This window comes from Rhizobium sp. BT-226 (assembly GCF_025847085.2).
Lineage (GTDB): Bacteria > Pseudomonadota > Alphaproteobacteria > Rhizobiales > Rhizobiaceae > Rhizobium > Rhizobium sophorae.
The window spans coordinates 1,140,679-1,166,853 of sequence record NZ_JAOYTI010000002.1 but is presented as its reverse complement, the minus strand read 5'-3'; the positions used below and the strand labels follow the sequence as shown (position 1 = coordinate 1,166,853).

The following is a 26,175-nucleotide window of genomic DNA, read 5'->3' as shown; positions in this document are numbered from 1 at the left end:
TATCGCTTGGCTGCACGAGGATTACAGCGCCGTGCGTCCTTTGGGACGCACGGCGCTGTAACTCTTTCAATCCTCGCATCGCGCTAAAATCAGGATCGGCGCCAACGAAGCCTCATGGCCTTTCCTGCGCTGAGCGCTTTGCGAACCGGTTCATCGTAGAGGCGGGTGACGACAATGGCCAATACGACGATCAGCGGAAGAACGACGGCAAAGATCGCCCAGGCCGGCGGTTGTCCGAGGCCAGCGGCTTTCCAGGCTCCCAACAGCAATCCCAGCAGCGGAACATGAATTGCATAGAGCGCGTAGGACGCCTCTCCCGCAATAAGAAGGGGCTGCCGCAGCATGCCATCGAAGTTGGCTGTGTAAAGGACAAGCACGGCGATAGGAAATAAAGCAGTGATGACAATCAGGTCCTTTATGCCAACCCAGGCGGCTGGCGCCTGGAAGACAAGAAGAGCAGTCGCGACAACGATTGTTGTCACCGCGGCTGCTTTTCCGATGCCCGAAGGGGAAAGCCGCTGCCGGTAGCGGTACATCAGGATACCGAGGCTGAAAGAAAAGAGAACGCGGGGAAATCCGGAGAGCAAGGCCCCGTCGAGCGGGATCAGGTCAGCGCTTCCATGGGCCAGCGTTTGCGCCGCCAGCCAAACCCATGACGCAAGGAGGATGACAGCGAGCACACCGTTGGACAGCAATCTCGCCGTATAGCCGTAGGCGAGATTGATCACGATCTCCAGGAATAGAGACCATGACGGACCGTTGAAGGGGAACAGGTTCGGCGCCTTCAGCGATGTTCCACCGATCGCCGGCAGGAAGAACATCGAGGCAATCAACGAGGTGGCAAACAGCAGGGGATCCATTTGCTGATTTCTGCTGAGCGACATGCCTGCATATGCGAGGACGCCGAGCAGTAAACCGAGCAGATAGAGGGGATACAAGCGGATAAGACGCTTGACGGCGAAATCATTGGCAGAAAGCGAAGACTCTTGAATGAGTTTCCTCTCATAGGCGTGGCCGATCACGAAGCCGCTGAGACAAAAAAACAAGTCGACGGCGAGATAGGCGGCAGGTGCTGCATCAAATCCGACAAAACCTTCGGTGTGATGCACTGCCACACAAATAGCCGCCAAGCCACGAATCCCATCGAGGCCAACCAGTCTACGATTATTTGAAGTCATCTTTTTAGCCTGATGCATGTTGCGCGCCTGCCTGGTTCGGCTTGCGGAAGCGGGACAGGAACTCCGGGCCAAGGCTCGAAAGTGCGATCACCGTATGGGGCCATAAGATGAAGGGGGCGAGCATCATTCCGGCTTCGGTGAATGCGCCGATCAAGATCAGCAGGATAATGACAACCTCCTTTCTCTTGGTGATGGCGAGGGCTCGATTGAGAGGCGACGAGGTCATCTTCGCCACGAGCCGCACCACGACGAACGACGTCCAGATTATGGTCGCGGGTATGCCCATGTTCAGCGCAAGTTCGATGTAGGTGTTGTGGGTGGATTGAGCGTCCCACGTTAGGCGAACATATTGCTCCATGATATCGGGCTGTCGGAACAAGGCAAATCCCCAGCCTGAAAGCGGCCGCTCGTAGATCAGCGGCAGCAGCTGTTCCCAGACATTCGTACGTCCGCTGAGCGTAAGGTCTTTCCCGAATGACTCGGCAATCGCCTGTGCCACACCCATCAACGCGACGGAGACGACGAAGCCCAGCAGAGCGAATGCAAGAAGAACGACGAAGGATCTGAATATCCGGCCTGGAAAGCGCTGAATCCAGCTCATTCCGTAGTATACAGCTATTCCAATTGAAAGCAGGATGATCGCCGTTGATGATTTCGCCAGCACGATGAGCACGAGGTAGAGCAGCATTGCCGCCCATCGCAGGAGATCATAATAGCGCAGACGCCACATCGGCAGGGCTGGAAGCAGCAAGATGAAGTTTGTTGCCGAAAACTGGCCGAGCATGTTTTTGTGGTAGAACGCCCCTTTCACCATCCCGGCATAGCTGCCTCTCATCACCGCAAACCGGGGAAAGGCTGCCGTGTAAAGAATATTGATGAAAGCCGTCGCGATGGCAAATTTCGCCAGGCTTTCAAATGTGTCAACGGCTCCATAACGGGCTCTGTAAAGAAGGGGTCCAGCTGTCAGCAATGCGACGGCCACGAGAGCTCGGAGCGAGGCTGTAACGCTGACGGAAAAAGCGATCGAGAGAAAGACGCATAAGCAGACTATGCCAAGCAGCGCCGAGGCGCTGCGGAGCAATTCAACGACTCGCCTGGGCTCCAGCAAACAGTAGAGGCCAATGAGTGGAACGAGCGACATCAGCAGCAGTCGCATTGGCATGGGATCTTTGCCGACACCCTCCTGGAAGTCGGCGGGCAGCCCGTACCACATGCCAGTAGCTCTCCAGAGGGAAATATAAAATATTGCCGAAAGGACGATCCGAACGAGGGTTTCACGCCGAATGCGATATTGCGCACGAGCTCTGGGTTTATGTCTTTGCAGGCCAATCGGTTGGTAGCTGTCAAATGAGGTGCTCATGACATTCCGCCTTACGTTTTGGTAACCACCTGAGCGGCAAAAATCAAAGCTGCAGACCCGCTGCGGCGAGGAAGCTCGTGATCAGCTTGTATGCCCCTTCATTGAAATGAAGATGGTCAGGCTTGTAGTTGGAACATTCTTTATCGCTTGGCTTACCGCACCGCAACATATCATCGTTCATTTGAACGAACGTGACACCCGGCATTTCAGCCAATGACGATGCGACAAGTTGGTTGGCCGGAATTCGTACATCCTCGTAGAAGGCATAGCGCTTGCCCCGAGGCGGTATGGATAACGCGTAAATATGGGCGCCCGGCCAAAGAGCGCGAACCTTGCTAACAACAGCCACGACACCAGTTGCTACTGCGCATGGCGCAGTTTTCGCACCCAGGTTGTTCGTGCCGATAAGCACGACGACATCCGCGGGATGGAAATCCGGAAGGTCTAAACCCTCGAGACGGTACAATGCATTTTGCGTGGTGTCGCCGGCGACCGCGAGGTTCATCACCGGGCGGGTGGGAAAGCTGTCTTTGATCCAGGGCTGCCAGAGCTCGACGAGCGAATCGCCCACAAGAGCCAGATTGTATCGGTCCGATCTGGCGCGATAGCTCGGAAGAGCGCGATTAAATCGCTTGCTTGCCTGTTTTGGTTGCGCCGAAGCATTCGTTGCCATTATCGGGCCAGGGCATTCCTGGGCGAAGGACGGGCCAGCATTGCCGATGATGAGGAAGAAATTGCATGCGAGGACGATGATGAGGTTGACGAAAAGTCGCAACATTCAGATTACCGATATCCTGACGTCTTGGGGTTTTCATTATTGAAGAGGAAAATGGCGGAGGCAAGGAAAGAGTGGCTCTGGCCCTCCGCCCGCAATGCTCGGCCCAACGGTAGCCGAGCCATGAAATGGAAATGCACCGACCGTATCTGATCAACGAAATCTTCAACTGCCGGAACCAAAGACCGAACCCGCCGTTGATTGCCATGCCCAACCGTGTCCGGGAGACAGGACAGACATGGCACGTCAGACATTCTGGAAAGGCTATCTCAAGCTCTCGCTCGTCACCGCGGCCGTCTCGCTGACGCCGGCAACGACCGAAAGCAACAAGGTCCGTTTCCACGTCCTCAATCGCCAGACGAAGAACCGCGTCGAAAGCCGCTATGTCGACAGCGTCACCCACAAGCCGGTGGCGGAGCGGGACCAGGTGAAGGGCTATCCGCGTGGCGAGGACGACTATGTTCTTCTCGAAGACGAAGAGATCGAGGAAGTCGGGCTCGAAAGCACCCGCACCATCGAGATCGACACATTTGTGCCGCGTGGCTCGATCGATTGGATCTGGTACGACAAACCGCATTTTCTGGCGCCCGAAGACAAGGTCGGGGTGGAAGCCTTCTGCGTCATCCGCGAGGCGATGAAGGCCAATGACGTCGTCGGCATTGCCCGCCTTGTCCTTTATCGCCGCGAGCGGGCGGTGCTGCTGGAACCGCTGGGCAAAGGCATCGTTCTGTGGACCCTGCGTTATGGCGACGAGGTGCGTGATCCCGTTGCCGAACTCGACGACAAAACCGAGATCGACACCAAGCTGCTGACACTGATGAAGCAACTGGTGAAGGAAGAGACGAAGGATTGGAGCCCGGCCATGGTGCAGGACCCGATCCAGAAACGTCTAAAGTCGATGATCCGCAACAAGCAGAAGAGCCTGAAGAAGGCGGCGCCCGCGCAAAAACCTGCGCCGGTGAAATCGACCGGCAACGTCATCAATATCATGGATGCCCTGAAAAAGAGCTTGGCTGCGGAAGATGGGGGCAAGCCGCGTTAGCGACGGTCGGCAGAGGCATCGCTGATCCGCTATGCCTTTTCTTCGCCAGCGGTTTCGCCGCGGCGAAAAACCCGTCCCAGGGATCTTTCGGCAAGGTATCGAGCCGCGTCGGGCGTGAAATCGTGTTTCGCCTGATAGAGGTTTCGAGAGCCATCTCAGCTTGCCTTCTTGCTGCGGCTGTCGCTACGCGCCGGCGCCTTCTTTTTCGCGGGAGCCTTGCCGCTGATCTTGGCGCTCTGGCGCAGCGCTTCCATCAGGTCGACGACCTTGCGTTCCGGAGCCGGTTTCTTCTTCGGTGGCGCCCGGCCCTCGACCTTCGCCTTCACCAGCTCGACAAGGGCAGCCTCGTAGCGATCTTCGTATGTGCTCGGTTCGAAGCTGCCGTGCTTGGTGCCAATGATATGGCCCGCAAGTTCGATCATTTCCTTGTCGAACTTGATGTCAGGAATGTCTTCGAAAACCGTATCGGCCGAGCGCACCTCGTAGTCGAAATTCAGCATCGTCGCGACGATGTAGTTGTCATGTGGGCGGATCAGCAGCGTCCGGTTGCGCCGGAAAAGTACGGCTTCGGCCAGAGCCGCGACCTTGCCGTCACGCATGCCCCTGGCGATCAGCGACAGCGCCTCCTCGTCATGTTCGTCGACGGGCGCGAGATAGTAAGGGCGGTCGAAATAAAGCTTGTCGATATCGTCGTAGGCAATGAAAGCCTTGATATTGAGGACCTTGTCGCTTTCCGGCATGATTTCGGCGATCTCGTCGCCCTCGATGACGATGTAGTCGCCATTCTCCATCTGGTAGCCCTTGACCTGGTCGCTCCGCTCGACCGGTTTGCCGGTCTCGCTATCGACGAATTGCCGTTCCACCCGGTGGCCGGTCCTGCGGTTGATGATGTTGAAGGAGACGCGGTCGGAGGAGGAAACGGCAGTGTAGAGCCCGACGGCGCAGGCAAGGTCGCCCACCTTCAGATGACCCTTCCAGCTTGCCCGAGCGGCCATTCCATCCTCCGTCGCAGATCAGAGCCGGCTGCCGCTCTTGTCGGTTTCGAGTTCCTGAAATGCCCAGCCGCGACCGTCGGGTGCGGGATAGGCGAGCAACGCATCGCCATTGCCGATCTTCTGGCGCGATGCAGCGTCCTTGGCATGGATAATCGCTTCATCCGCTGTTGCATAGGTTTCCGAAAGTGTGTCGCCGAGCTTATAGGCCCAGCCATTGTCATGCGGCACGACCTGATAGGTGATATCGGCCATTTCGGATCTCCTCTTCTCAGCTAAATAGGGTGCATGATGTCGTCGGCTAGTTCCGATTTGGTTTGCGCCGTTCATCGAGCGCAATGATCTTCTCCAGCGATGCGATATCCTCGCTGGTGACGACCGGAACCGGATCGGCAGCGATGGCTTCCAGCACCTCCTGGGAGACGGCGCCGTTGCGGATCGCCCATTCCAGCGTTTCGCGCGTCTCCCGCTCGGCCTTCAGCTGCGCATAGAGCGCGACGATCAGCCGATCGCGCGCATCCATCCGCCGGCCTTGATTATCCATGCTGCGGACATGCACCATCGCAATCCACCTTTGTCACTGATTTCGTTCAGGTGTATTCAACTGATGACGGATGGAAAGGTTCCGAAACCGGTGGGCGGGCTTTGCCATTGCCGCATCAGGCGGAATCACTATCCGCAGGATATTCGCGAGAGGATTTCAATATGGCCGATCTCAAGGTTCGTCCCCGCCCGACCGGCGCCACCGCCGTGGTCGGCCGCACCGGTTTCCCGCATGTCACCTCCGCCACCAAGGGCGAGATCGATATCGTCACCGCGCCGTCGCAGCCGGGCTTCAATCCGCTCGATCTGCTCTATTCCTCGCTCTCGGCCTGCCTGGTGCTGAGCGCCCGCATCGCCGCCAGCCAGATGGGCGTTCTCGACAAGATCAGCGAGATCACCGCCGAGGTCACCGGCGAGAAGGCGACGGAAGGCCTTTCGCGCGTTGCCAAGTTCAACATCGCTTTTTCGATCAAGGGCGATATCGACGAAGAAACCCGGCAGAAAATCGCCCATGCCGCCGAAGACGAGATCTGCACGGTGAGCAACACCATCCGCGGCAATCCCGAGTTCTCGACGACGATATCGGCGTAAGGCTAAATCTACATAATAATTATAGACAATCGGGGGAGGAGGATTGCGTGACCACTGCCCCGATTCTATGCTTGGGCATCGAAAGCAATGATCCCGGCCCCCATGCAGCCCAAGCCTCTCCCGACGTCTGAACAGCCGGTCGTCGCCATCATCGGTGGCGGTGTCTCCGGCGCCGGCGTCGCCTATCATCTAGCGAGAGCCGACTGCGACGAGCGCCCTGCCATCGTGGTCTTCGAGCCGCGCGCCGAACTCGGCCGCGGCCTTGCCTATGACACGGCCGATCCGGCCCACCGCATCAATGTCCCAGCTGCCAAGATGAGCCTGCAGCCCGATGACCTCGGCGAATTCGTGGCCTGGATCGAAGCCCGCGACGCCGTCGCCGGCGACCCTGAGGCCAGGCAGCCCGATGGCTCGCTCTTCCCCCGGCGCCGGCTGTTCGGCGAATATGTCGCCTCGCTGCTGAAGCCGCTGCTGGAAGACGGTAGCGTGCGTCATTGCCGCGCTGCGGTGACGGCTGTCGAAGCCCGTGCCGGTCGTTGGTCGATCCTCGACGACAGAGGCGGCGTGACCAAGGCCGATATCGTCGTGATCGCCACCAGCCATCCGCCGCCGGTAGCCCCCGGCCGGCTTGCGACCCGGCTTGCTGCCCATCCCCGTTTCGTCGCCGATACCACCAAGCCGGGCGCGCTCGAGGTGATCCGCCCTCATGACCGGGTTCTGGTCATCGGCAACGGCCTGACGGCCGCCGATGTCATCGCCTCGCTTGCGGCGCGCGGGCATGACGGTCCGGTGACCGCGATCTCGCGCCGCGGTCTGCGGTCTCGTGGGCACGCGCCGGTACCGCAGGAGCTCTTCGGCGATTTCGTCTCCGATGCGGCCCATTCCGCCGTGTCGCTGCTGAGAGAGATCCGCACTGCCATAGGTGCGGCGAAGACCCAGGGCATAAGCTGGCATGGCGTGATCGATCAGGTGCGGGCGCAGGGATACGATCTATGGCAGGCGCTGCCGGTTGCCGAGCGACGCCGTCTCGTCCGCCATCTGCGTCCCTATTGGGATGTGCACCGTTTCCGGATCGCCCCGCAGGTCGAGGCCGTGCTCGACGCGGCGGTTGCTGCAGGTCGCCTCGATATCCTGGCCGGCTCGGTCGCCGATGCGCGCATCGAAGGCGAGCTGATCCTTTGCACCCTGCAGCCACGTCATCAGCGTCAGCCGCTGGAGAGACGTTATGACGCCGTCGTCGTCACCACCGGCCCGGCGCATGGCGGCATTCTCGAAACCCAGCCCTGGCTTGCGGCACTTGCGGCAGACGGCCACCTGTCGCTCGATCCGACCGGGCTCGGCCTTACCTGCACCGAGCGCTCGGAGGCGATCGGCCGGTCAGGAAAGGCAGATCCTTCGCTGCTGATCTCCGGCCCGCTGGCGCGCGGCACGTTCGGCGAGCTGATGGGACTGCCGCAGGTGACCGAGCATGCCTTCTTCATCGCCGGTGAGATCGCTGAAAAGCTGCGGACCAGCGCGACGAATAGGCGTCCTGCCTGATTTTCCATCAATATGTCGCTCTTCGACTGTCGCTGGTGGTCGACTTCTGATACGCACCCGGCATCCGGGTGACCAAGAATATCGAGATCATGTCGCAGCCTGCCTCCACCCTTTCCGAAGCCTCGCCTTCCAATCGTTTTGCCCTTGCAGCCCTCCTTCTCGGCGGGGCGGCGATCGGCGGCTCGCCGATTTTCGTCAGACTGTCCGAGGTCGGACCGATGGCGACGGCCTTCTGGCGTGTGGCGCTGGCGCTGATCCCGATCCTCGTCGTCTCGCTCGTGAAGAAGGAGAGGGGCCCAAAGCCGCAAAGCCTTTCCGACTATGGCATGCTGGCTCTCCCGGGCGTCATGTTGGCGCTCGATCTCGCCGCCTGGCACCTTTCGCTCACCATGACCTCGGTCGCCAATGCGACGCTGCTTGCAAATCTCGCGCCTGTTTTCGTCACGCTGATCGCCGTCCTGTTTTTCAGGGCGAGAACCAGTGTCGTCTTCCTAATGGGACTGGTGCTGGCACTCGCCGGAGTGGTTATTCTGAAAGGCGGACCGGCAGGGCTCGGTAACGGCGATTTGAGCGGCGACGGCGCCGCGATGATCGCCGCCTTCTTCTATGCCTGCTATATCCTGGCGATCGGCAGGTTGCGCAGCCGGTTCGATACGATCCGCATCATGCTGTGGAGCACGGCATCGGCAGCCGTCTGCATCTTTCCGATAGCCTTCTTCTTCGAAGGCCAGATGCTGCCAGCAACCGCCTTTGGCTGGTCGATCCTCTTCGGCCTCGCCTTTGTCAGCCATGCCGGCGGGCAGGTGGCGATCACCTATGCGCTCGCCTATCTGCCGCCGGCCTTTTCATCGCTGACGCTGCTGCTTCAGCCGGTCGTCGCCGCTATCCTCGCCTGGGCGCTGCTCAATGAGGCGATCGGGATGATGCAGGCGCTCGGCGCCGCGGTGGTGCTCGCCGGCATCATGGTTGCCCGGACGTCTCGCGCGCCGGCTTAACCGCTTGCTGCTCCAGCGGCTGCGGATCATCACCCATCCTCTGCAGCAGCCACTTCTGGATGATCGGTACATCGGCATCGCCGAGGTCATGACCACCGGGGATGACGTCGGAATCGACGGTGGCGCCCGAACTTTTCAGCCTCTCTTCCAAGTCGCTCGCATATTTGCCGTAGGCATCCGTCTTGCCGCTGATGACGAGCAGGTCGGTGCCCTTGAGATCGGCATGCGGATAGTCGCTGAGCACCGGCATGGAGCGCAGCAGCACCGCCTTGTGAACAAGGTTCGGGTGCAGGTAGAGCAGCGAGTTCAGGAGGTTGGCGCCATTGGAATAGCCGACATAGACCACCTTCTTGGGATCGAGGCCGTAGGACTTGACGGCGCCTTCGATGAAGGCCGCAAAGGCTTCGGCCTCAGTCTTGATGTCGTTTTGATCGAAGGAGAAGGGTGTAATGCGCTTGTACCAGCGCGGAAAACCCTCTTCCGTCGCGCGCCCTCGCACGCCCATCAGGGTTGCTCGAGGCGCCGCCTTGTTCAGGAGCGGCATTAACGTCGTCTCATTGCCGCCCGAGCCGTGAAGGAGCACGAAGACACTGCCGTCGGGATTCGGCGGCGTATAGAAGCGGTGAACGAACGGCAGTTCTCGGTAGTTGATGCGGGGCTGGCCGGGCATCGAAAACTGGGGCAGAATCACCTTCAGGTCATCGAGATTGGTGATCGTTTCCGGCGGCGCGAAGAGCTTGGTGCCGAGGGATGCATGCTCTTCGTCAACAGTCATACCGGGCTTGTCGGTGGCAAGCTCCACCAGCGTGCCGCCGGGTTCGCGGGCATAGAGCGAGCGGAAATATTTGCGGTCGTGCATGTTGGTCGGCGACCCATCCGTCGCTTCCAGTGCCTTGCGAACCGAAAGCAGCGTCTCCTCGTCGGCAGCGCGGAAGGCGACGTGATCGACCGTGCCGGTGCCCGGCGCGCCGGACCAGAAGCCGCGCGCATCGCGCACGTCGATGACGTCGCCGGATTGCGACACCAGCCTGTCGATCGTGCCGCGGTTGGTCTGGAAGCGGTAGCCGAAATGGCTCTCGAGGAAGCTGCGGCTTTCGGCGGGCTTTTCCGTCAGCATGGTCGCGCCGCGCACGCGCTGGATCGTGTGCTCGGCCGGGATCGAAGCGCCGTCCCAGGCGGACGGCGATGTCAGGTTCTTTGCGCCTGCGAGCTTGAGGATGATGTTGTCAGGGTCTTTCAGCCGCAGGACGGGCTCGCCGAATTCGTCGGCCGGTCCCTCGGATCTCAGACCGAAACTCATGGCGCGCGTCAGCCAGTAGCCGATGCTGGTGGGATTGATCGAAAGCGATATTTCGCTGATCTGGCCGTAACCGGCTCGGCCGGGCGCACCATCTTCCCAGACGAGGAAGGTCAGCAGCGAACCCGGCGTCCCAGCCGCATCGCCATAGAGTAGATGAAGCTGCGTCGCGTCCTCGTAACCGGCTGTCTGCTTGACGAGCCGCATGCCGAGAAATCCCGCGTAGAAGTCCACATTCGCCTGCACCTTGCGGGTGACGGCCGTGACGTGATGTATGCCTGATACCATCGAGAGCAGTCCTGATTGAAGCGGTGTCGTCAGGAGCGCGAGTATGAGAGCTGCGAAGGTCATACCGTTGCCAATGACGATCGCTTAATTTTGTTCCGCACAAAGCGCAAGCGAATCGCCGCGCTGCAACAACTCCAAATGTTCGACATCTTCAAGCGCCTCTTCCAGTTGCTGCAGGGTCGGCGGCTTGACCATATAGGCGCGCGCGCCGAGATTTCTGGCCCGCCGCATGTCGCTCTCGTCGCTGGACGTGCTGAGAATGCAGACGGGAATTTGCTTGAGGCGGATGTCGGCTGAAAGCGCATGCAGCACCTCGAAGCCGTCCATGATCGGCATGTTGATGTCGAGCAGCATCAGGTCGATCTGCGGCACATCGGCGATGCCGGCGCGTTCTTCGAGCAGCCGCATCGCCTCGCGTCCGTTGGTGGCGACATGCAGGTTGAAATTCACCTTGTCCCGCCGCATCAGCTTGATCTTCCGAAGCTGGATGTCGGCCGGGCTGTCTTCGACGAGCAGCACTTCGGCGAGCCTGCCCGAACCTTCGCCTGGCTGCTCCGCCGGCCTGGCGCTGTGGGGGACGGCCGATGCGGCTGATGTCGCGGGCCTCGCCTCGGCGAGCGGCACTTCGAGAATGAAGGTGGCGCCCGGCCCATTTTCTGCCTCGCACCAGATCGAGCCGCCATGCATCTGCGCGATGCGGCGGCAGATGGCAAGGCCGAGCCCGGTGCCTTCGATGCCGCGGCCGACGAGACGCTTGAACGGCTGGAAGATCAGCTCGCGGTGCGCGGGGTCGATGCCGGGCCCGTTGTCACGTACCGTGAGGCGGCAGGTATCGCCCTGCGCCTCGCCGGTGATGCTGATCTCCGGAACCTTCTGCGCGCAATAGCGGACGGCATTCGACACCAGGTTCTGCAGGAGTTGGGTCAGCAGCGTCGCGTCGCCCATGACCTCCGGCAGCGCCCCGCGGATGATGACGGCTCCGCGGCTTTCGGTCTGCTGGCGCAGATTGTCCTCCACCTGGTCGAGCACATCGGAGAGCGAGACCGGCTTGAGCTCCAGTCCGCCGGAGGCCTCGAGCTTGGTGAAGCCCGAGACCTTGACGATCAGGTCTTCCATATGGTCGGCGGCGCTGAGCACGTAATCGAGCAATTCCCGGTCTTCGGCCGGAAGCGCTGCAGAACCGTGCAGGATGCGGCTGAAGGATTTGATCGTCCGGAGCGGCTCCTTCAAATCATGGGCCATAGCGCGGGTAAAGATCTCAAGCGATTGCCGCTTCTGCTCCAGCTTTGCTTCCAGCATGCCGTGCATGATGGCGTTCTGAATGCAGCGATGCAGTGTTTCCGGCGAAAGCGAATCCTTTGTCAGATAGTCGCGTGCCCCGCTCTTCATCACCTCGACGGCGACGGTTTCGTTGCCCTGACCGGTCAGCATGATGACGTTGGCGGCGGGATCATCCTCCAGGATATCGGCAAGAACGCCGAGCCCGTCGCGCCCCGGCAGAGAGTAGTCGAGCAGGATGCAGTCAGGCCGTTTCCGGCTGTTCAGCGCACGACCCTCTTCGCCGGTCTCCGCCTCCACGACGGTATAGGCAGTGCTGGAAACGCGGCTCAATATGCGGCGATAGACCTCGAGATCGTCGATGTTGTCGTCGATGATGAGAATAGAGCAGTGTTCCGCCAATCTGTCAGTCCTCGAGTGGCAGGATGGCGATTTCGAACCAGTATTCCTTCAGCCGCTGGATCGCGGCGAAGAGCCCGTCGAGATCCACCGGCTTCTGCACATAGGTATTGGCGCCGAGCGCATAGCAGCCTTCGATATCGCGTTCGTCGTCGGAGGTGGTGAGGATGACCACCGGGATCTTGCGCCAGCCGGCGTTCGACTTGATCGCCTCCAGCGTCTTCCGACCATCAAGGCCCGGCATGTTGAGGTCAAGCAGGATCAGCCCGGGTTTCGGCACCATCTCGGCGAGCATGTCGAGCGCTTCCTGACCGGAGGCCGCCCAGCGGATCGAATTGCGCAGGTTGGTGCGTTTGAAGGCGCGCATCGTCGCTTCGAAATCGTCTTCGCTGTCCTCGACGATCAGGATCGGTTGCGTATCACGCTGCTGCATTCTGCCCCTCGCGCTTTTTTCCCAGAGTGAAGTAGAATGTCGTGCCGGTGCCGACCTCGGATTCCAGCCAGATATCGCCATTATGCCGCGCGATGATCTTGCGAACGAAGGTGAGGCCTGCTCCGGTCCCGTCGTCGGAATCCTGCGACTTTTCCAGCCGTTTGAAAATGCGGAAAATATCCTCGTGGAATTCCTGCGGAATGCCCTTACCGTTATCCTTAACGAAAAATACGTTGCGGGCAACCGTGCCGTCCTTGCCGACGAATCGGTCAAAATAGCCGATCGAGACGAGCGGAGCCGGCTTGTCGTTGTATTTGATCGCATTGGTAATGAGATTGCGGAACACTTCGGTCAGCCGCGGCGCGTCGCAGACCACCTCCGGCAGCCGGCCGTCGATGATCACCTTGGCGTGCCGTTCCTCGAGCAGCAACTCCATCGTCGCGACGACATCCTTGACGATCAGGCCGATATCGGTGCGTTTGACCGCCAGCTGCTGGCGTCCGAGCCGGGAGAAATAGAGAAGCTCGTTGACGAGCTTCTCCATGCGCTGGCTGAGACGCACGAGCCGGTTCAGCCGGCGCACGCCGTCCACGTCGAGCTTGTCTTCATAATCCTCCAACAGGAAGCGAGAGTGGTTGTGCAGGCCGCGCAGCGGTTCCTTGAGATCATGCGAGGCGATATAGGCGAATTCATCGAGGTCGTGGTTGCTGCGCTCGAGCTCGGCCGTATAGGCCTCGAGCTGGGAAAGCGTCGTTTTCATCCGTTCTTCCTGCCGGACGCGCTCGCTGATGTCGCGCACGATACCGACGAAGGTCTTCGTATGGCCGGTGACGACAGCGCTGATGGAAACATCGATCGGAAAGACGATGCCGTTCTTGCGTCGTCCGGAGACCATGCGCGTCGTACCGATGATGCGCTCCTCGCCGGTCTGCCGGTAATGGGCGAGATAGCCGTCGTGCTCGGAATGGTAGGGTTCGGGCATCAGCATCTTGATGTTTTTGCCGATCGTCTCCTGCGGGGAGTAACCGAACATGCTTTCAGCCGCCGGATTGAAATTCCTGATCGTTCCACGCTCGTCGATGACGATGACGGCATCAGGCGTGCCGCGCACCAGCGCGCCGAAGCGGACGCGCTCGGTTTCGAGATTATAGTTGTTGCGCATGAAATAGAAGACGAGGATCGCGATCAGCCAAAGCGTGGCAGCCGTAATCGTGCGGTTGGCGATTTCCTGCCAGAACGCCGCCTCGTTGTGCCTGACGGCGAAGAAGCCGAGCATCAGGAGCACGGTGCAGGCAAAGGCGAAGAAAAGCGGCGCGTTCCGGTTGCCGAACCAGAGCGCCGTCAGCACCAGCGGCACGTAGAGAATGCCGTTGGCGACACCCAGCGGCGTATAGAGATCGACGAGAAGACCGGTGAAGCAGACCGCGGCCGGGATCCAGAGCGGGATCTGCGCCCGGTTTGCCGGCTGCATCCACCAGGAGCGGGCGAGAAGTCCCGAGCCGAAGATCACCATGCCGACCGCCGTATGCAGCGCCATCGCCGCATATGGCCCCCAGCGGTAGCCCTGTTCGGCATCGGTGACATAGCTGGCCAGCGCGATCATGCCGAGGGTGATGACGACATAGCTCGTCAATTCCTGCACCACCTGGCTTCTCGACTTCTCCACCTGGAGCGAGAGCAGCAGCGAAAGATTGGCGATCAGGAAGACCAGCGCCGTGTTCGGCCCCATGCCGCCGCCGATCTCAGCGATGAAATCCGGCGAAACCAGGAAGCGCGAGATCAACAAGTCGACATTGTGAAAAGTCCGCCCGATCATGACGATTTCCACGAGCCGGGCCGCGGCGATCGCCGCCGCAAGCCCCGCCGTGATTGTCGCCGTTATTCGAAAACGGCGGGCGGCGAGTGTCGAAGCGGCAAGCCCCACGCCGGAAAGCACGAAGCAGAGCGCGGTGTTGAAGGCCATCGACGGAAAGCCGGGAACCAGCGAAATGACAATCTCGACCTGCAGCAGCCAGCCGGCAAGCGCCGTCACGCCGAGAAGGAACATCAGGCAGCCGACGGCAATCGCAAAGGCACGGTAGTGCCGCCTTCGCTGGTCCTGCAGGTCCACGTCGCTGCTATCCTGCACCCGCGTATTCTCCTTGGTTTGCGCGGTCATTTTTTCCGAAATCAACGAATACTCAATAGGCAAAGGGAAGGTGATGCCGTGCTTTTTGCGAAATGCCTTGCAGTAAGGTATATCGAATTTTCGTGATACCGCGGTATCGTGATTTCTAAGGACAGCGACGTTCGTTCGAACAATATCCAATCACGGTGGTGGATGCCGACCCTATTTTACGTCGATGACAGCAGGGATGACCTCTTCTATCTCGACTATATCAGCCGCAAGCAGCAGATAGAGGTCGATCTATTCTGCTTTTCGACCGCCGATAGGGCGCTGGAGGCGTTGGAGGCGCGCGCGGCGGAGGGCAAGGCCGTGCCCGATCTGCTGATCACCGATCTCTACATGCCGCTCGACAGCGGCACTGGCCTGGTGATGAGCCTGCGCAGGGATGTTCGGTTCAAGGCGATGCGGCTTGCAATCTGCAGCGGATCGGATGCCGATGAGGATCGCGCGCGTGCGCTCGAGGCCGGCGCCGATTTCTATCTCGAAAAACCGCTTGACCTTGCCGCAATCATTCTCAATCTGGAAGTGTAGGAAACGACGTAAGCCCGGCCGCCTGTTCTCTGCCGCTCGCCCGGAGCATGCGACAAACCGCAATTGACAAGGTCGGGAGCGCATCACAAGATGCAACCGAAGCGAAGGAAATGGAACGCAAAATAAGCGCTGAGAGAACCGATCAACCCGCGTTCGCCGCCACGAACATCAGCCAACCCCTTAGCTGAATGGGTCTATCGGTTCTCTCGCGCTTACGTCTGGCACTGCCTTCTCGCATTCATGGATGTTGAACACGAGAAGATTTACGATACCCAGGTAAGAACTACTGCCCCTCAGTAAAATCTGCCCGTGCATCACCTGTGTTGAGATAATTGATGATTTCCGCCTTACATATCGAAAGTCCCCGTTTTCGATATCTCTCATCAACTTGTCTCGCAATTTTTGTAGCTCTTCGCGTCTAAGACGTATATCCCAAGATTTCGGGATCGGAAGCATCGGCGGGAGGAGAGAGGAAGAGTGGGAATGAACAATGCCCCGGCAATTCCTTTTCACGCCGGACCGGAACTGAGCCGGGCGATCAACCGCACCGATTTTTTCCGTCTGCTGAAGTCGGCGGCGCAGCATTACAACTTCGACAATTTTGCGCTTGCCCGCATATCCGAGGCTTCGGCCCCTTTCGGCGAACGCGATATCGTCATCACCAATGTTGCCGAGCGGCGTGTCGGCCTTTTCATCACGACATTGAAGGAAGCGCTGGGCACCGTCCGGGCAAAGTCCGCCCAGTTCCTGGCAACGCCCGTCCATGGTAGGAGCGCACAGCCGGAAGATTATCCGTCCGATCTTGTTTTCAACGAGTTCCTGAGCGGCGTCTTTCTCTTCATCCCGCTGTTCACGCCGGAAGGGCGGCGATATTGCCTCGTCCTCAGCGGCGAGCGCCAGGAGCCGGATCAGAGTGAGATCGCCGACATGCTCCTCGACGCCATGCGTATTTTCGACAAGCTCTACGAGGAAATCCTGACGCCGGAAATGTCCGGACGGCTGACCCAGCGCGAATCGGAAATCGTCAAATGGACAAGCGAAGGCAAGACGTCGGCGGAAATCGCCATCATTCTCGGTCTTTCCGAACATACGGTCAATTCGCACATCACCGCGGCCGCGCGCAAACTTGACGCAGTGAACCGCGTTCATATGGTGGCGATCGCCTTGAGGAATGGTTTGGTTTCGTGAAGCTGGTTTCGGGATTGGGGAAATGAGACGATGATCACCGAAACGAGCCGAAGGAACGCCGTAAAGGTTCTCTTTGTCGACGACGAATTCATCGAATTCCGTGCGCTCAAGAAGAAGATCGCCGAGCTCTCCGAGCCGGCCGTCGAGGTTGAATATTCGCAATCGATCGGTGACGCGCTGGAAAAGATCCGCCTGGAGCGTTTCGATCTCATCCTGCTCGACAATCGCCTTTTGCCCAATGCCGATTTCCGCGACACGGTGCCGGAGCTGCGCGGCATCGGTTACACCGGTCCGATCGGCGTCGTCTCGACCGATATATCGGGCGGCTATTTCCAGGAATTCCCGGATTACGGCGTCGATTTCCGCATCGGCAAGGACGAAATCGATGCGCAGACGCTGCAGCATATCATCCGCGAATATGTGACCTATGACGTTCCGGATTTCTGGAAGGACGATTACAGCATCTAACCATCAAGCGATGGGAAGGCGGATGATGAATCGACTGCCGCTTTCATCCGAATGTTCGAGGCTGATATCGCCGCCAAGTGCCGTCAGAAACTCCCGCGCCGTCGTCAGTCCAAGACCGGCGCCCTGGACGGTCCCCGGCCTCGGCAATTTCCAGAAAGGCTCGAATATCCGCTCCCGATAAACGGGATCGATGCCCGTCCCGTTGTCGGAAATCCGGATGAACCAGTCCGTCCCCTCGCGCTGCGCCGCGATGGCCACATGCGGCGGCGCTTCCCCGCGATAAATGAGGGCGTTGGTCAGCAGGTGCCGCAGCACCAGACCGAAGAGGGCAGGGTCGGTACGGATGGAGGGCAGGCCGTCGCTTTCGAGCGTTGCCTCGCCGGCCGCCGTCTCGTCGGTCAGTTCGCCCCAGATATTTTCGGCGAGCGCCTGCAGATCGACCTCTTCAGGCGTCACCTGCGGTGTGCCGCCGGCAAGGCTCATCAATGCCTTGGTGAGGCGCTGCGCTGTCTGCGCCTTTTCCATGATCATCCTGAGGCTCTGCAGCTGTTCACCGTCGAGCGTCGCCTCGAGATCGTCGAGCAGCAACTCGGCATACATGGCGATATGGCGGAGCGGCGATTGCAGGTCGTGCGAGGCGGTTGCGAGAAAACGTTTGATGCGCTCCTCGCCGTCTCCGGCAATGGTGGTTTCTGGCGGTCTCGTTGGGTCGGATGACATCTGGCGGTTTCCCCGATCTCTCACGGCGCCACGCGTCTTTTCAGATGCGCAAAGGACGCTGTAACACTTTGAATTGGCACATAATGCTGTAGCCGACAATAGAAAGAGGGCGCCGGCTCTGCAACCGGCGCCCTCTTCAAGGATGCGTTAACGGGATTTTAGCTCGCGGACTTGCGCGGGCGACCCTGTTCCGGCGGAATGATCTCGACGGCCTCATCGGTTGCCGGTGCCGCCTTGGCATGGCGGCGGCGCCAGTCGCCGAGGAAGAGCAGGATGGGTGCCGCGATGAAGATCGACGAGGCGCCGGCGACGAGAATGCCGAAGACCATCGGGATCGCGAAGCTCGAGACCGCGCTGCCGCCCCAGATCGCCATCGGCACCAGCGCGAGGAAGGCCGTCGCATTGGTGTAAAGGCTTCGCGCCAAGGTCTCGTTGATCGACTTGTCGATGATCTCGCGCAGCGGCATCGACTTGTAGAGCCGCATGTTTTCGCGCATGCGGTCATAGACGACGACCTTGTCGTTCACCGAATAACCGACAAGCGTCAGGATGGCGGCGATCGCCGTCAGGTTGAAGTCGAGGCCGGTGATCGCGAAGAAGCCGATCGCCTTGGTGACGTCGAGCACCAGCGTGACGATGGCGCCGACGGCAAACGGCCATTCGAACCGGACCCAGATATAGATGAGCATCGCAAAGCTTGCGATCACCACCGACAGGATGCCGGCCCAGGCAAGCTCGCCGCTGACCTTCGGACCGATGACGTCGGTGCCTTCGACAGTGGCGGTCGGATCGATCTTGGCGACTTCGGCCTTCAGCTTGGTAACCGCTGCCGTCTGCGCCTCTTCGCCGCCCTCCTGCCGCTGCGCGCGAACGAGGATGCTATTCTTGTCGCCGAAGGACTGCAGCGTGATTTCGCCGAGGCCGAGGCTGTCCAAACCTTCGCGGAACTTCGCAAGATCAGCAGCCCCTTGCGTCTTGACGGCCATCTGGATGCCGCCGCGGAAATCGACGCCGTAGTTGAGGCCCGGATGGATGAAGAGCACGACGGAGGCAATCGACAGCAGCGCCGAAACGGTGACGCCGAAGAAGCGCGCCTTCATGAACTCGATGTGCTTGTCATAGGGGCTGAACGGGATCAATGGCCGGATGTTCAGCACCTTGAACTTGCGGCGGCGGGTGATCTCGATCATCGCGACGCGCACGAAGGCGACCGAGGTGAACATCGAGATGATCAGGCCGAGCGCCATGGTCACGGCAAAGCCGCGCACCGGCCCGGAACCGAAAAAGAACAGGATGGCGGCAGCGATCAGGGCCGTCATATTGCCGTCGATGATGGTCGAATAGGCACGATTGAAGCCCGTATCGATGGCGGCAAAGGCGCCCTTACCCTTGCGGGTCTCTTCACGAATACGCTCGTTGATGAGAACGTTGGCGTCGACCGCAAGGCCGATGCCGAGCACGACACCGGCAATGCCCGGTAGCGTCAGCGTCGCACCGACCAGCGTCAGGGCCGAGAAGGTCAGGATGGTGTGGATCAACAGCGCGATATTCGCCAGGATGCCCCAGGTGCCATAGAGAACGAAGATGAAGAGTGCGACGAGAGCAAAGCCGACGAGGCCGGAATAAATACCCATCTTGATGGCATCGGCGCCGAGGTCGGCGCCGACGGTGCGTTCCTCGATGACCGTCAGCTTGGCGGGCAGGGCGCCGGCGCGCAGCATAGCGGCAAGCGTCGTTGCGCTGTCGGCTGAGAAGCTGCCGGAGATCTGGCCGGAGCCGCCGGTGATCGGCTCACGGATGACCGGCGCGCTCAGCACCTTGTTGTCGAGGACGATGGCGAAGGGATTGCCGACGTTCTGGCGGGTGATTTCGGCAAAGCGGGTAGCGCCGGCGCTGTCGAAGCGGAAGCTGACGATCGGCTCACGCGTGTTCGGATCGAAGCTGACACGGGCGTCCGAAAGGCGGTCGCCGGAGATCTCGACGCGGTCAAGGACCGGATAGGAATTGCCTTCATCGTCCTTCAGCATGGTCACGCCGGGTCCGGGCGCGTTGTTCGGCGCCAGCATATGGAACGACATCTTGGCGGTGGAGCCGAGAAGTTCGCGCAGGCGCGACGGATCCTGCGCGCCCGGAAGCTGGACGAGCACGCGGTTGGCGCCGATGCGCTGGATGGTTGGCTCGGAGACGCCGACCTGGTCGACGCGCTGGCGGATGACTTCAAGGCTCTGCTGGACGGCATTGTCGACATTGGCGGCGATGCCGGCCCGCGAGAAGCCGACGGTGATGGTGGCGCCGTTCGCCGTGACATCAAGATCCGCCTGGCCGGCGCTGAGGCCGGTGCTGATCGGGTTGGCAAGCGTCTTGAGTTCGGTGACGGCAGCATCGCTCTGTGAGGCATCGGCGAGCGTCACGACGATCTGGTTCTGGCTACGGACCACGGCTTTCGGTTGGATGCCCTTTTCGCGCAGCACGCGGCGCGCGTCCTGAAGCAGCGATTGCAGCCGCTCCTTGGTCAGGTCGGCTTCGTCGACTTCCAGAACGAGGTGCGAACCGCCGCGAAGGTCGAGGCCGAGCGACACCTGCTCATGCGGCAGCCAGGCCGGCACGCGCTGGAGGACGGATTGCGGCAGGACATTCGGCAAGGCGATCAATAGGCCGAGTAGGATGATCACCGTATAGGTGACCACCAGCCATCGTGAAGTACGCATGTTGTATTCCTTGATATCGAGGGCCGGCGCTCGGGCGCTGGCGGCATGTCGTCAATGGTCGGAAGCGCCGATCGGCGCGAACGTCAGGCAGCGGCCGGCGGTGCGCGCGGCTGATGGGTCCTGGAGACTGCGGCATGAAGCGAAGCTTCAAATGCCGGAAAAGGCGCGGCCATGGTCCAGCCGGAAAAATCGACAGCCGGGGAGGCGGCAAGGGCAAGCGGTCCGGCGTCATGCGCCGCCTGCTTCGGTGCAAGCTTGCGTTCACTGGCAAGCAACCCGCGCACGGCATCGCGCGCAGTCAGCTGCGCTGGCTGCGAATCCCGATCGGAAGAGGAAAGCGTATTAACGGCGGCCGGCGAGATCACCAGATTGCCGCCGAAAAGCAGGCCGAGATAGGCAAGGACGGCGACGAGGAGGGAAGCGGCGATACGGCTCGTCAGACGGCGCTGGTCCAGCTCCATCTTCTCCGTCCCGGCGATGTCACTCCCGTATCGGCTCAAAAGCGCGCCAATCTCTCATTCTCTTTCCGGCGGAGGGTCATCCGTCGGCATAATTGTATCAGGCCCATGTCCGTCTTCATAGGGCACACTCTCATGATGCACTTGAGCGAGCCGGTCAACCATGCCCAGCGCGATTTCACGCTCGCCCATGATGACGGTGTCGGCGCCATATTGCTTCAGCTCATCGACCTCGGCGTCGGAATGGGCGCGGGCGACGATGAGGATCGATGGATTGACGCTGCGCGCCTGCTCGGCGATGCGGCAGGCTTCGAAGGCGTTCGGGATGGCGATGGCAATGCTGCGGGCGCCAGAGAGATTGGCAAGGTCGAGCGTTTCCCGCGTCACCGCGTTGCCCGACAGAGTTTCGATACCCTGCGCCTTGAGCTCGCCGATGCGCTTGTCGGAGTCCTCGATGACCAGAAAAGGTGTGGCTGACGACTTGAGGTTCTGTCCGACGATGCTGCCAACCCGCCCGTAGCCGACGAGAATGGCGTGGCCGCTGAGGGCGGTCGGGTGCACCTCGTCGTCTTCGGGCGGCATCTCCTCCTGCGCTGCTGTCGCATCTGCAACGGCAGCAGGGTCTGCCACGACCTCTTCGCGCTTTGCACCATCCAGCAGCGGCCGCATGCGGTCGCAAAGGAAGAACAGCAGCGGATTGAGGATGATCGAGATGATGGCGCCGGCAAGGATCAGATCGCGGCCCTCCTCCGGCAGCAGCCCGAGTTCGACGCCGAGGGCGGCGAGGATGAAGGAGAATTCGCCGATCTGGCCGAGGCTTGCCGAAATCGTCAGCGCCGTGCCGAGCGGCTTCTTGAAGGCGAGCACGATCAGGAAGGCGGCGACGGACTTGCCGATGACGATGATGAAGATGGTGGCGAGGATCGGCAGCGGTTTGTCGATCAGGATGTTCGGATCGAACAGCATGCCGACCGAGACGAAGAACAGCACGGCGAAGGCGTCGCGTAGCGGCAGGCTTTCCTGCGCGGCGCGATGGCTGAGCTCGCTTTCGGCCAGCACCATGCCGGCAAAAAAGGCGCCGAGCGCCAGCGACACGCCGAAGAGCTTCGCCGCTCCGAAGGCGACGCCGAGCGCGATCGCCAGCACGCCGAGCCGGAAGAGCTCGCGCGAACCGGTATGGGCGATGCGGTGCATCGTCCATGGAATGAGCTTACGGCCGAAAACCAGCATCAGCGCCACGAACAGCGCCACCTTCACCAGCGTCATGGCGATCATGCCGCCGATGCCGAGATCGAGGCCGAACAGGCGGTTGAGCCCGGCCGAGAGCGGCTCGACGGGAGCGTGACCCTCACCGCCGATGCTGGCTGCTGCCGGGATCAGCACCAGCGCCAGCACCATGGCGAGATCCTCGACGATCAGCCAGCCGACGGCGATCCTGCCGCGCTCGGTTTCGACGAGGCGTCGCTCCTGCAGCGCCTTCAGGAGCACGACGGTGGAAGCGACCGACAGCGCCAGGCCGAAGACCAGGCTGCCGCCGGTCGGCCAGCCCATGAAGGCGCCGAGCCCCCAGCCGAGCAATGTCGCAAAGGCGATCTGCACGATGGCGCCGGGCACGGCGATGCCGCGCACCGACAGCAGGTCTTTCAGGGAGAAATGCAGCCCGACGCCGAACATCAGCAGGATGACGCCGATTTCGGCAAGCTCCGGCGCCAGGTTCTGATCTGCCACATAACCCGGCGTATGCGGCCCCACGAGCACGCCGGCGATCAGATAACCAACGAGCGGCGGCATCCGCAGGCGATGGGCGAAGGCGCCGAAGATGAAAGCCAGCACGAGGCCGCCGACGATTGTCGAAATCAAGGGCGTATCGTGTGGCATCGTTGTCTCCCGATCTGGAAATCCCGTTCGTAATATGACATATATGGTCTATATCGACCAATATGGGCAACTTGAAATCATGGGTCAAGGCGCAAGGGAAACAATTCTCACCCCCGCTCTCTGCCGCGCGGCGCGCGGTCTGCTGGACTGGACCCAGACCGACCTTGCCGAAAAGGCCGCCGTCTCGCGCAGCACCATCCGCGACTACGAGGGCCGGCACCACGACATCCATCGCGCGACGGAGGCGCAGTTGCGCCTCGCCTTCGAGGAAGGCGGCGTCAAATTCGTCGAGATCGAAGGGGCGGGCACCGGCCTCTGCCTAGCCTCTGCTTAATTCCGGCGATACACGACGAGTTTTATCTCTGCTTTTGGCTCCAAATGAACTCTTCCGTTTCAATGATGGCACATCGCTGTCGAGTTATGATGCCTGAGTCCCCGAGATGAGCCGCAGAACCATCCCCTACCACATTTCAGTTCTATTCAGATTTCGATCGTAGGTTGGTGCCAAACTTTAATTTGGTTGCAAAGGGAGCACGCAATGAGGGGATTTATGCTGTTTGGCATTATTGGAGTGCTCATTTTCGGTGCGATGGCCAGCTATTATTGGGAGGGAAACCTATTTGGCTTCCGCTATTGGAGCTGGCGGCAGAAGCTTACAGTGTCGGTTGAGACTCCTGATGGGATGGTAACCGGCAGTTCGGTAACTGCCGCAAGTTGGGATATGCCACCTGAATGGTTCAAAATTGGCGATTCGGGGGGCTGGCACGGGGGCCCGCTGAAGCTCCTCGGGGAAGCTGTTACATTGGAGGTCGCGCCGAATAAGTATCTGTTTGCGCTGGTTGACGATGCTGCGACTGAACTGGCGGTCACGCTCTTCGCCGGTCCACCACTTCGGTCAGATCATCGAGACGAGTACGCACGTTCACTTGATCGAATTCAACTCATCGCAGAGGCGAAAAGGCTGACACCAAAACAATATCCTCGCCTGGTGACATTTGCCGACATCAACGATCCGACCACGGTCCAAGATGTAAAGCCATCCGAGCTGGAAGAATTCTTCGGACCTGGAGTTTCATTGAATTCTATCACCTTGTCGGTGACGCCAGAGCCAATGACCGACGGACGAGTCGACGCCGCTCTTCCCTGGCTATGTGACTATGAATTTCGGCGGAGCGGAAAGCGGCATTTGTCACATCGGACCATTGGCCCGTCCTCAACGGCACTAAAATCGAACAGGTGCCCCTGGCGCAATTACGTTATGGAGGCTTGGGGAACGGATGTTGATGACAAGATAAAAAGGCGTCTATGTTGCCCTTCTTAGCGGCAATACGTCAAAGAGTGCTGCAATGTCCACCGATGGCGCTTCCGCATAAGGCCGACAACGGCTCGTGCGCGAGGCGGCAACTAGCCCGGCTTTAGGGCGCCAGGCAGGCGGCAGAGACCTTGTAAACGGAGAGCGTCTTGCCCTTGTAATAGCCCTCCGTCGGCTGCCAGTTCTTCAGCAGTTCGGGCGTCTCGGTGGCGCAGCTGAAGGGACTGTCCGTCAGGAAAACCACCTTACCGGTGATGTCGGCCGGCAGGGCGAATTCCTGCTCGTAATAGCTCTCGGGAAGGCCCGCCGGCGCGCGCGCATAGATCCTGTAGGATGTGTCGCGCAGCGTATAGAAAAGATCGGCGACCATGTCGCGATCATTGGTGACGATGATGTCGGTGCCGGCCTGGCCGGCAAGTTCTGCGGCTTGGCGGCTGACCTCGGCGCGGCCGAGATAGCGCTTCATCAGCTCGTCGCCGTTCGGCAGCAGCAACTGATGCGAAAAAATCGTCGCCAGCGGAAAGAGCAGGCTGGCGATGCCGTTGATGGTTAGCGACAGCCTGAGCCCCTTCGGCCACATCCGGTAGAGCAGCCAGACGGCAAGGATGGTGCCGGCGACATAGGCAGTCACCGCCCAGTTGGCATAGGCCTTGGCGACCGTTGCCTGCAGCGTGATCAGCACGACCACCGGCATCGACAGCCAGACCAGCATCTTTTCCCGATCGTCGCTCCTGCCCCTGATCATGCGGTAGACCGTCCAGAGCATCGCAAAGAAGATGATCGGCCCGACGACGCCGAACTGGGCGGCGAAGAATTCAAGCCCGCGACGGAGATTGATGCCGAGTTCGCTCCAATGGGCGATGTCCTGGGTATGCCGCACCGTCGTGTTGTCGTGCTGCAGGTTCCACCAGAGGTTCGGCAGGGCGACGACCGCCGCGACCGCGACCGCGATGATGAAATCGCGAATGGCGATGCGCGCAGCCGGAATGCGGAGGAGGGCAATCGCGCCGCCCGGAACGACGAACAGCACGGCATATTTCGTCAGGAAGGCGAGGCCGACGCCAAGGCCCATAACCAGCGCCAGCCCGACCGAGCGCCGCTGCGTCAGGCCGAAATAAGCAAGCAGCGCGATCGCGATGAAGAATAGCAGGATCACATCGGTCGAGAAGAACACCGAAGAAAGCGCCACACCGGGGAGTGTGATGTAGGTGGCGCCCGTCCAGCCTTCGATCTCCGGCCCGACGAAACGTTTTGCCGCCTTCATCAGCACCAGTGCCGCCGCCATGTGGATCAGCGGTCCGAGCAGCCGGATCCAATAGATGGCGTTGGAGCCGGAAAGCTCGGTCATCGCCCGGATCACCCACGCAATCATCGGCGGCTTGGAGTAATAGCCGAGGTCGAGGTTTTGCGACCAGAACCAGTACTGCGCCTCGTCGACGAAAAGGTCCGTCGCATCGAAATTGAGCATGACGACGCGCCAGAGCGTGAAGCCAAGAACGATGAGGAGACCAGATCTGGGGGACATGAACCGATAGTTCCGCTGACATGAATGGCGCGAGTGCGATACACCAAAGGTGCCGGACTGCCAACGGGGAAGGGTGGGTCTAGCGCATCGGCCCGAAAATCAGAATCGATTTTCGGAAAGCACGATGCGTAGATTCAAAATGTTAGAGCGTCCTTTGTGCGTCCGAAAGGACGCACGGCGCTCTAATGCATGTCGCGCAAAAGTGTGCAGCGGTTTTGTGATAACGACATGCGTAAAAACAAAGAGCTAAAGCGCAAGGAACGTATCTGAAAGATCGCGACGCGCTTTAGAACACCCGAAGGGCGCGGATGTCGCGGTTTGCGGCGAGGGAATCGAGGCGGGCGACGGCGGCAAGCAGCGTCATTGCAATCAAGCAGGCACCCAATCCGAGAACAATCATTGCTCTGTCCTTGTCGACGTCATGTCTTGGTTATCGACCGGCCTATAACACGGAGCTTGCGTGTGCCTTGTAGCAGCCATGCAACTCCGCAACAGTATTTGCTGCGAACG

24 protein-coding genes are annotated in these 26,175 nt (G+C 60.4%); 9 read left to right on the top strand and 15 right to left on the bottom strand.

Going from position 1 to position 26,175, the window contains the following annotated elements; translation table 11 throughout:
• Positions 1-89: 89 nt before the first annotated feature.
• The 3 genes from OIU37_RS15955 to OIU37_RS15945 are packed head-to-tail and all read right to left on the bottom strand — an operon-like array spanning position 90 to position 3,316.
• Positions 90-1,196, bottom strand: a complete 1,107-nt coding sequence (locus tag OIU37_RS15955; RefSeq protein WP_168314482.1) for an acyltransferase — start codon at positions 1,194-1,196, stop codon at positions 90-92.
• Positions 1,183-2,538 (bottom strand): O-antigen ligase, encoded by a 1,356-nt coding sequence (locus OIU37_RS15950; RefSeq protein ID WP_264258027.1) that lies wholly within the window; start codon positions 2,536-2,538, stop codon positions 1,183-1,185. The genes OIU37_RS15955 and OIU37_RS15950 overlap by 14 nt, the downstream gene beginning before the upstream one ends.
• Positions 2,539-2,581: 43 nt before the next feature.
• On the bottom strand, positions 2,582-3,316 hold the full coding sequence (locus OIU37_RS15945) for a GDSL-type esterase/lipase family protein (protein ID WP_180693811.1): 735 nt from the start codon (positions 3,314-3,316) through the stop codon (positions 2,582-2,584).
• A 235-nt stretch (positions 3,317-3,551) separates the two neighbouring features.
• Here OIU37_RS15945 and OIU37_RS15940 point away from each other — a divergent pair, with 235 nt between their 5' ends.
• Positions 3,552-4,355 (top strand): Ku protein, encoded by an 804-nt coding sequence (locus OIU37_RS15940; protein ID WP_264258026.1) that lies wholly within the window; start codon positions 3,552-3,554, stop codon positions 4,353-4,355.
• Positions 4,356-4,510: 155 nt separating this feature from the next.
• Here OIU37_RS15940 and OIU37_RS15935 read toward each other — a convergent pair whose 3' ends face one another.
• Genes OIU37_RS15935 through OIU37_RS15925 form a run of 3 tightly spaced genes read right to left on the bottom strand, consistent with a single transcriptional unit; the run spans position 4,511 to position 5,909 of the window.
• Positions 4,511-5,350: a Ku protein gene (locus tag OIU37_RS15935; protein ID WP_264258025.1), complete on the bottom strand. Its 840-nt coding sequence runs from the start codon at positions 5,348-5,350 to the stop codon at positions 4,511-4,513.
• An 18-nt stretch (positions 5,351-5,368) separates the two neighbouring features.
• Positions 5,369-5,602 (bottom strand): DUF2188 domain-containing protein, encoded by a 234-nt coding sequence (locus tag OIU37_RS15930; protein WP_064647874.1) that lies wholly within the window; start codon positions 5,600-5,602, stop codon positions 5,369-5,371.
• A gap of 46 nt (positions 5,603-5,648) precedes the next feature.
• Entirely contained in the window at positions 5,649-5,909 is a 261-nt protein-coding gene (locus tag OIU37_RS15925; protein ID WP_171601627.1) for a hypothetical protein, read from the bottom strand.
• A 143-nt stretch (positions 5,910-6,052) separates the two neighbouring features.
• On the opposite strand from OIU37_RS15925, the gene OIU37_RS15920 reads away from it, so the two are divergent.
• The 3 genes from OIU37_RS15920 to OIU37_RS15910 all read left to right on the top strand — a co-directional run bounded on the left by OIU37_RS15920 (position 6,053) and on the right by OIU37_RS15910 (position 9,015).
• Entirely contained in the window at positions 6,053-6,481 is a 429-nt protein-coding gene (locus tag OIU37_RS15920) for an OsmC family protein (RefSeq protein ID WP_264258024.1), read from the top strand.
• 87 nt (positions 6,482-6,568) lie between these two features.
• On the top strand, positions 6,569-8,020 hold the full coding sequence (locus OIU37_RS15915) for an FAD/NAD(P)-binding protein (protein ID WP_264258023.1): 1,452 nt from the start codon (positions 6,569-6,571) through the stop codon (positions 8,018-8,020).
• 89 nt (positions 8,021-8,109) lie between these two features.
• Complete coding sequence (locus tag OIU37_RS15910; RefSeq protein ID WP_182210896.1) at positions 8,110-9,015, top strand: DMT family transporter; 906 nt, start codon at positions 8,110-8,112, stop codon at positions 9,013-9,015.
• On the opposite strand, the gene OIU37_RS15905 is transcribed toward OIU37_RS15910, so the two are convergent.
• The 4 genes from OIU37_RS15905 to OIU37_RS15890 are packed head-to-tail and all read right to left on the bottom strand — an operon-like array spanning position 8,981 to position 14,838.
• On the bottom strand, positions 8,981-10,663 hold the full coding sequence (locus tag OIU37_RS15905) for a VOC family protein (protein WP_206679627.1): 1,683 nt from the start codon (positions 10,661-10,663) through the stop codon (positions 8,981-8,983). The two genes, OIU37_RS15910 and OIU37_RS15905, sit on opposite strands and share 35 nt — an antisense overlap.
• A 21-nt stretch (positions 10,664-10,684) precedes the next feature.
• Positions 10,685-12,280: a response regulator gene (locus tag OIU37_RS15900; protein ID WP_264258022.1), complete on the bottom strand. Its 1,596-nt coding sequence runs from the start codon at positions 12,278-12,280 to the stop codon at positions 10,685-10,687.
• Positions 12,281-12,284: 4 nt separating this feature from the next.
• A complete protein-coding gene (locus OIU37_RS15895; RefSeq protein ID WP_003545468.1) occupies positions 12,285-12,710 on the bottom strand; it encodes a response regulator in 426 nt (141 codons plus the stop codon).
• Entirely contained in the window at positions 12,697-14,838 is a 2,142-nt protein-coding gene (locus tag OIU37_RS15890) for a PAS domain-containing sensor histidine kinase (protein ID WP_182210897.1), read from the bottom strand. Before OIU37_RS15890 ends, OIU37_RS15895 begins: the two co-directional genes overlap by 14 nt.
• A gap of 192 nt (positions 14,839-15,030) precedes the next feature.
• On the opposite strand from OIU37_RS15890, the gene OIU37_RS15885 reads away from it, so the two are divergent.
• The 3 genes from OIU37_RS15885 (at position 15,031) to OIU37_RS15875 (ending at position 17,064) form a co-directional block, all read left to right on the top strand.
• The gene (locus tag OIU37_RS15885) at positions 15,031-15,408 is read left to right on the top strand and encodes a response regulator (protein WP_171601623.1); all 378 of its coding nucleotides are present in this window, start codon (positions 15,031-15,033) and stop codon (positions 15,406-15,408) included.
• Positions 15,409-15,891: 483 nt separating this feature from the next.
• Positions 15,892-16,596, top strand: coding sequence for a LuxR C-terminal-related transcriptional regulator (locus OIU37_RS15880; protein ID WP_171601622.1), 705 nt, complete (start codon positions 15,892-15,894; stop codon positions 16,594-16,596).
• Positions 16,597-16,626: 30 nt separating this feature from the next.
• On the top strand, positions 16,627-17,064 hold the full coding sequence (locus OIU37_RS15875; protein ID WP_171601621.1) for a response regulator: 438 nt from the start codon (positions 16,627-16,629) through the stop codon (positions 17,062-17,064).
• Positions 17,065-17,067: 3 nt separating this feature from the next.
• Here OIU37_RS15875 and OIU37_RS15870 read toward each other — a convergent pair whose 3' ends face one another.
• The 4 genes from OIU37_RS15870 to ybaL all read right to left on the bottom strand — a co-directional run bounded on the left by OIU37_RS15870 (position 17,068) and on the right by ybaL (position 22,828).
• Entirely contained in the window at positions 17,068-17,784 is a 717-nt protein-coding gene (locus tag OIU37_RS15870; RefSeq protein WP_182210877.1) for an ATP-binding protein, read from the bottom strand.
• 158 nt (positions 17,785-17,942) lie between these two features.
• Positions 17,943-20,492, bottom strand: a complete 2,550-nt coding sequence (gene secD, locus OIU37_RS15865; RefSeq protein WP_182210878.1) for a protein translocase subunit SecD — start codon at positions 20,490-20,492, stop codon at positions 17,943-17,945.
• 83 nt (positions 20,493-20,575) lie between these two features.
• Positions 20,576-20,953, bottom strand: coding sequence for a hypothetical protein (locus OIU37_RS15860; RefSeq protein WP_168314471.1), 378 nt, complete (start codon positions 20,951-20,953; stop codon positions 20,576-20,578).
• A 54-nt stretch (positions 20,954-21,007) separates the two neighbouring features.
• Positions 21,008-22,828 carry a YbaL family putative K(+) efflux transporter gene (gene ybaL / locus OIU37_RS15855; protein ID WP_182210880.1) on the bottom strand — a complete coding sequence of 607 codons (1,821 nt, stop codon included), beginning with the start codon at positions 22,826-22,828 and terminating at the stop codon, positions 21,008-21,010.
• Between the two features lie 34 nt (positions 22,829-22,862).
• Here ybaL and OIU37_RS15850 point away from each other — a divergent pair, with 34 nt between their 5' ends.
• Entirely contained in the window at positions 22,863-23,162 is a 300-nt protein-coding gene (locus OIU37_RS15850; protein ID WP_168314469.1) for a helix-turn-helix transcriptional regulator, read from the top strand.
• Positions 23,163-23,366: 204 nt separating this feature from the next.
• Positions 23,367-24,149, top strand: coding sequence for a hypothetical protein (locus OIU37_RS15845; RefSeq protein WP_264258021.1), 783 nt, complete (start codon positions 23,367-23,369; stop codon positions 24,147-24,149).
• 94 nt (positions 24,150-24,243) lie between these two features.
• Here OIU37_RS15845 and OIU37_RS15840 read toward each other — a convergent pair whose 3' ends face one another.
• Positions 24,244-25,665, bottom strand: coding sequence for a glycosyltransferase family 39 protein (locus OIU37_RS15840; RefSeq protein WP_264258020.1), 1,422 nt, complete (start codon positions 25,663-25,665; stop codon positions 24,244-24,246).
• Between the last annotated feature and the right edge of the window lie 510 nt (positions 25,666-26,175).

Bases quoted from the DNA above. Each gene is read 5' to 3' on its own strand.
- OIU37_RS15955 (WP_168314482.1), bottom strand. From the start codon at position 1,196: ATGCATCAGGCTAAAAAGATGACTTCAAATAATCGTAGACTGGTTGGC.
- OIU37_RS15950 (WP_264258027.1), bottom strand. From the start codon at position 2,538: ATGAGCACCTCATTTGACAGCTACCAACCGATTGGCCTGCAAAGACAT.
- OIU37_RS15945 (WP_180693811.1), bottom strand. From the start codon at position 3,316: ATGTTGCGACTTTTCGTCAACCTCATCATCGTCCTCGCATGCAATTTC.
- OIU37_RS15940 (WP_264258026.1), top strand. From the start codon at position 3,552: ATGGCACGTCAGACATTCTGGAAAGGCTATCTCAAGCTCTCGCTCGTC.
- OIU37_RS15935 (WP_264258025.1), bottom strand. From the start codon at position 5,350: ATGGCCGCTCGGGCAAGCTGGAAGGGTCATCTGAAGGTGGGCGACCTT.
- OIU37_RS15930 (WP_064647874.1), bottom strand. From the start codon at position 5,602: ATGGCCGATATCACCTATCAGGTCGTGCCGCATGACAATGGCTGGGCC.
- OIU37_RS15925 (WP_171601627.1), bottom strand. From the start codon at position 5,909: ATGGTGCATGTCCGCAGCATGGATAATCAAGGCCGGCGGATGGATGCG.
- OIU37_RS15920 (WP_264258024.1), top strand. From the start codon at position 6,053: ATGGCCGATCTCAAGGTTCGTCCCCGCCCGACCGGCGCCACCGCCGTG.
- OIU37_RS15915 (WP_264258023.1), top strand. From the start codon at position 6,569: ATGATCCCGGCCCCCATGCAGCCCAAGCCTCTCCCGACGTCTGAACAG.
- OIU37_RS15910 (WP_182210896.1), top strand. From the start codon at position 8,110: ATGTCGCAGCCTGCCTCCACCCTTTCCGAAGCCTCGCCTTCCAATCGT.
- OIU37_RS15905 (WP_206679627.1), bottom strand. From the start codon at position 10,663: ATGACCTTCGCAGCTCTCATACTCGCGCTCCTGACGACACCGCTTCAA.
- OIU37_RS15895 (WP_003545468.1), bottom strand. From the start codon at position 12,710: ATGCAGCAGCGTGATACGCAACCGATCCTGATCGTCGAGGACAGCGAA.
- OIU37_RS15885 (WP_171601623.1), top strand. From the start codon at position 15,031: ATGCCGACCCTATTTTACGTCGATGACAGCAGGGATGACCTCTTCTAT.
- OIU37_RS15880 (WP_171601622.1), top strand. From the start codon at position 15,892: ATGAACAATGCCCCGGCAATTCCTTTTCACGCCGGACCGGAACTGAGC.
- OIU37_RS15875 (WP_171601621.1), top strand. From the start codon at position 16,627: ATGATCACCGAAACGAGCCGAAGGAACGCCGTAAAGGTTCTCTTTGTC.
- OIU37_RS15870 (WP_182210877.1), bottom strand. From the start codon at position 17,784: ATGTCATCCGACCCAACGAGACCGCCAGAAACCACCATTGCCGGAGAC.
- secD (WP_182210878.1), bottom strand. From the start codon at position 20,492: ATGCGTACTTCACGATGGCTGGTGGTCACCTATACGGTGATCATCCTA.
- OIU37_RS15860 (WP_168314471.1), bottom strand. From the start codon at position 20,953: ATGGAGCTGGACCAGCGCCGTCTGACGAGCCGTATCGCCGCTTCCCTC.
- ybaL (WP_182210880.1), bottom strand. From the start codon at position 22,828: ATGCCACACGATACGCCCTTGATTTCGACAATCGTCGGCGGCCTCGTG.
- OIU37_RS15850 (WP_168314469.1), top strand. From the start codon at position 22,863: ATGACATATATGGTCTATATCGACCAATATGGGCAACTTGAAATCATG.
- OIU37_RS15845 (WP_264258021.1), top strand. From the start codon at position 23,367: ATGAGGGGATTTATGCTGTTTGGCATTATTGGAGTGCTCATTTTCGGT.
- OIU37_RS15840 (WP_264258020.1), bottom strand. From the start codon at position 25,665: ATGTCCCCCAGATCTGGTCTCCTCATCGTTCTTGGCTTCACGCTCTGG.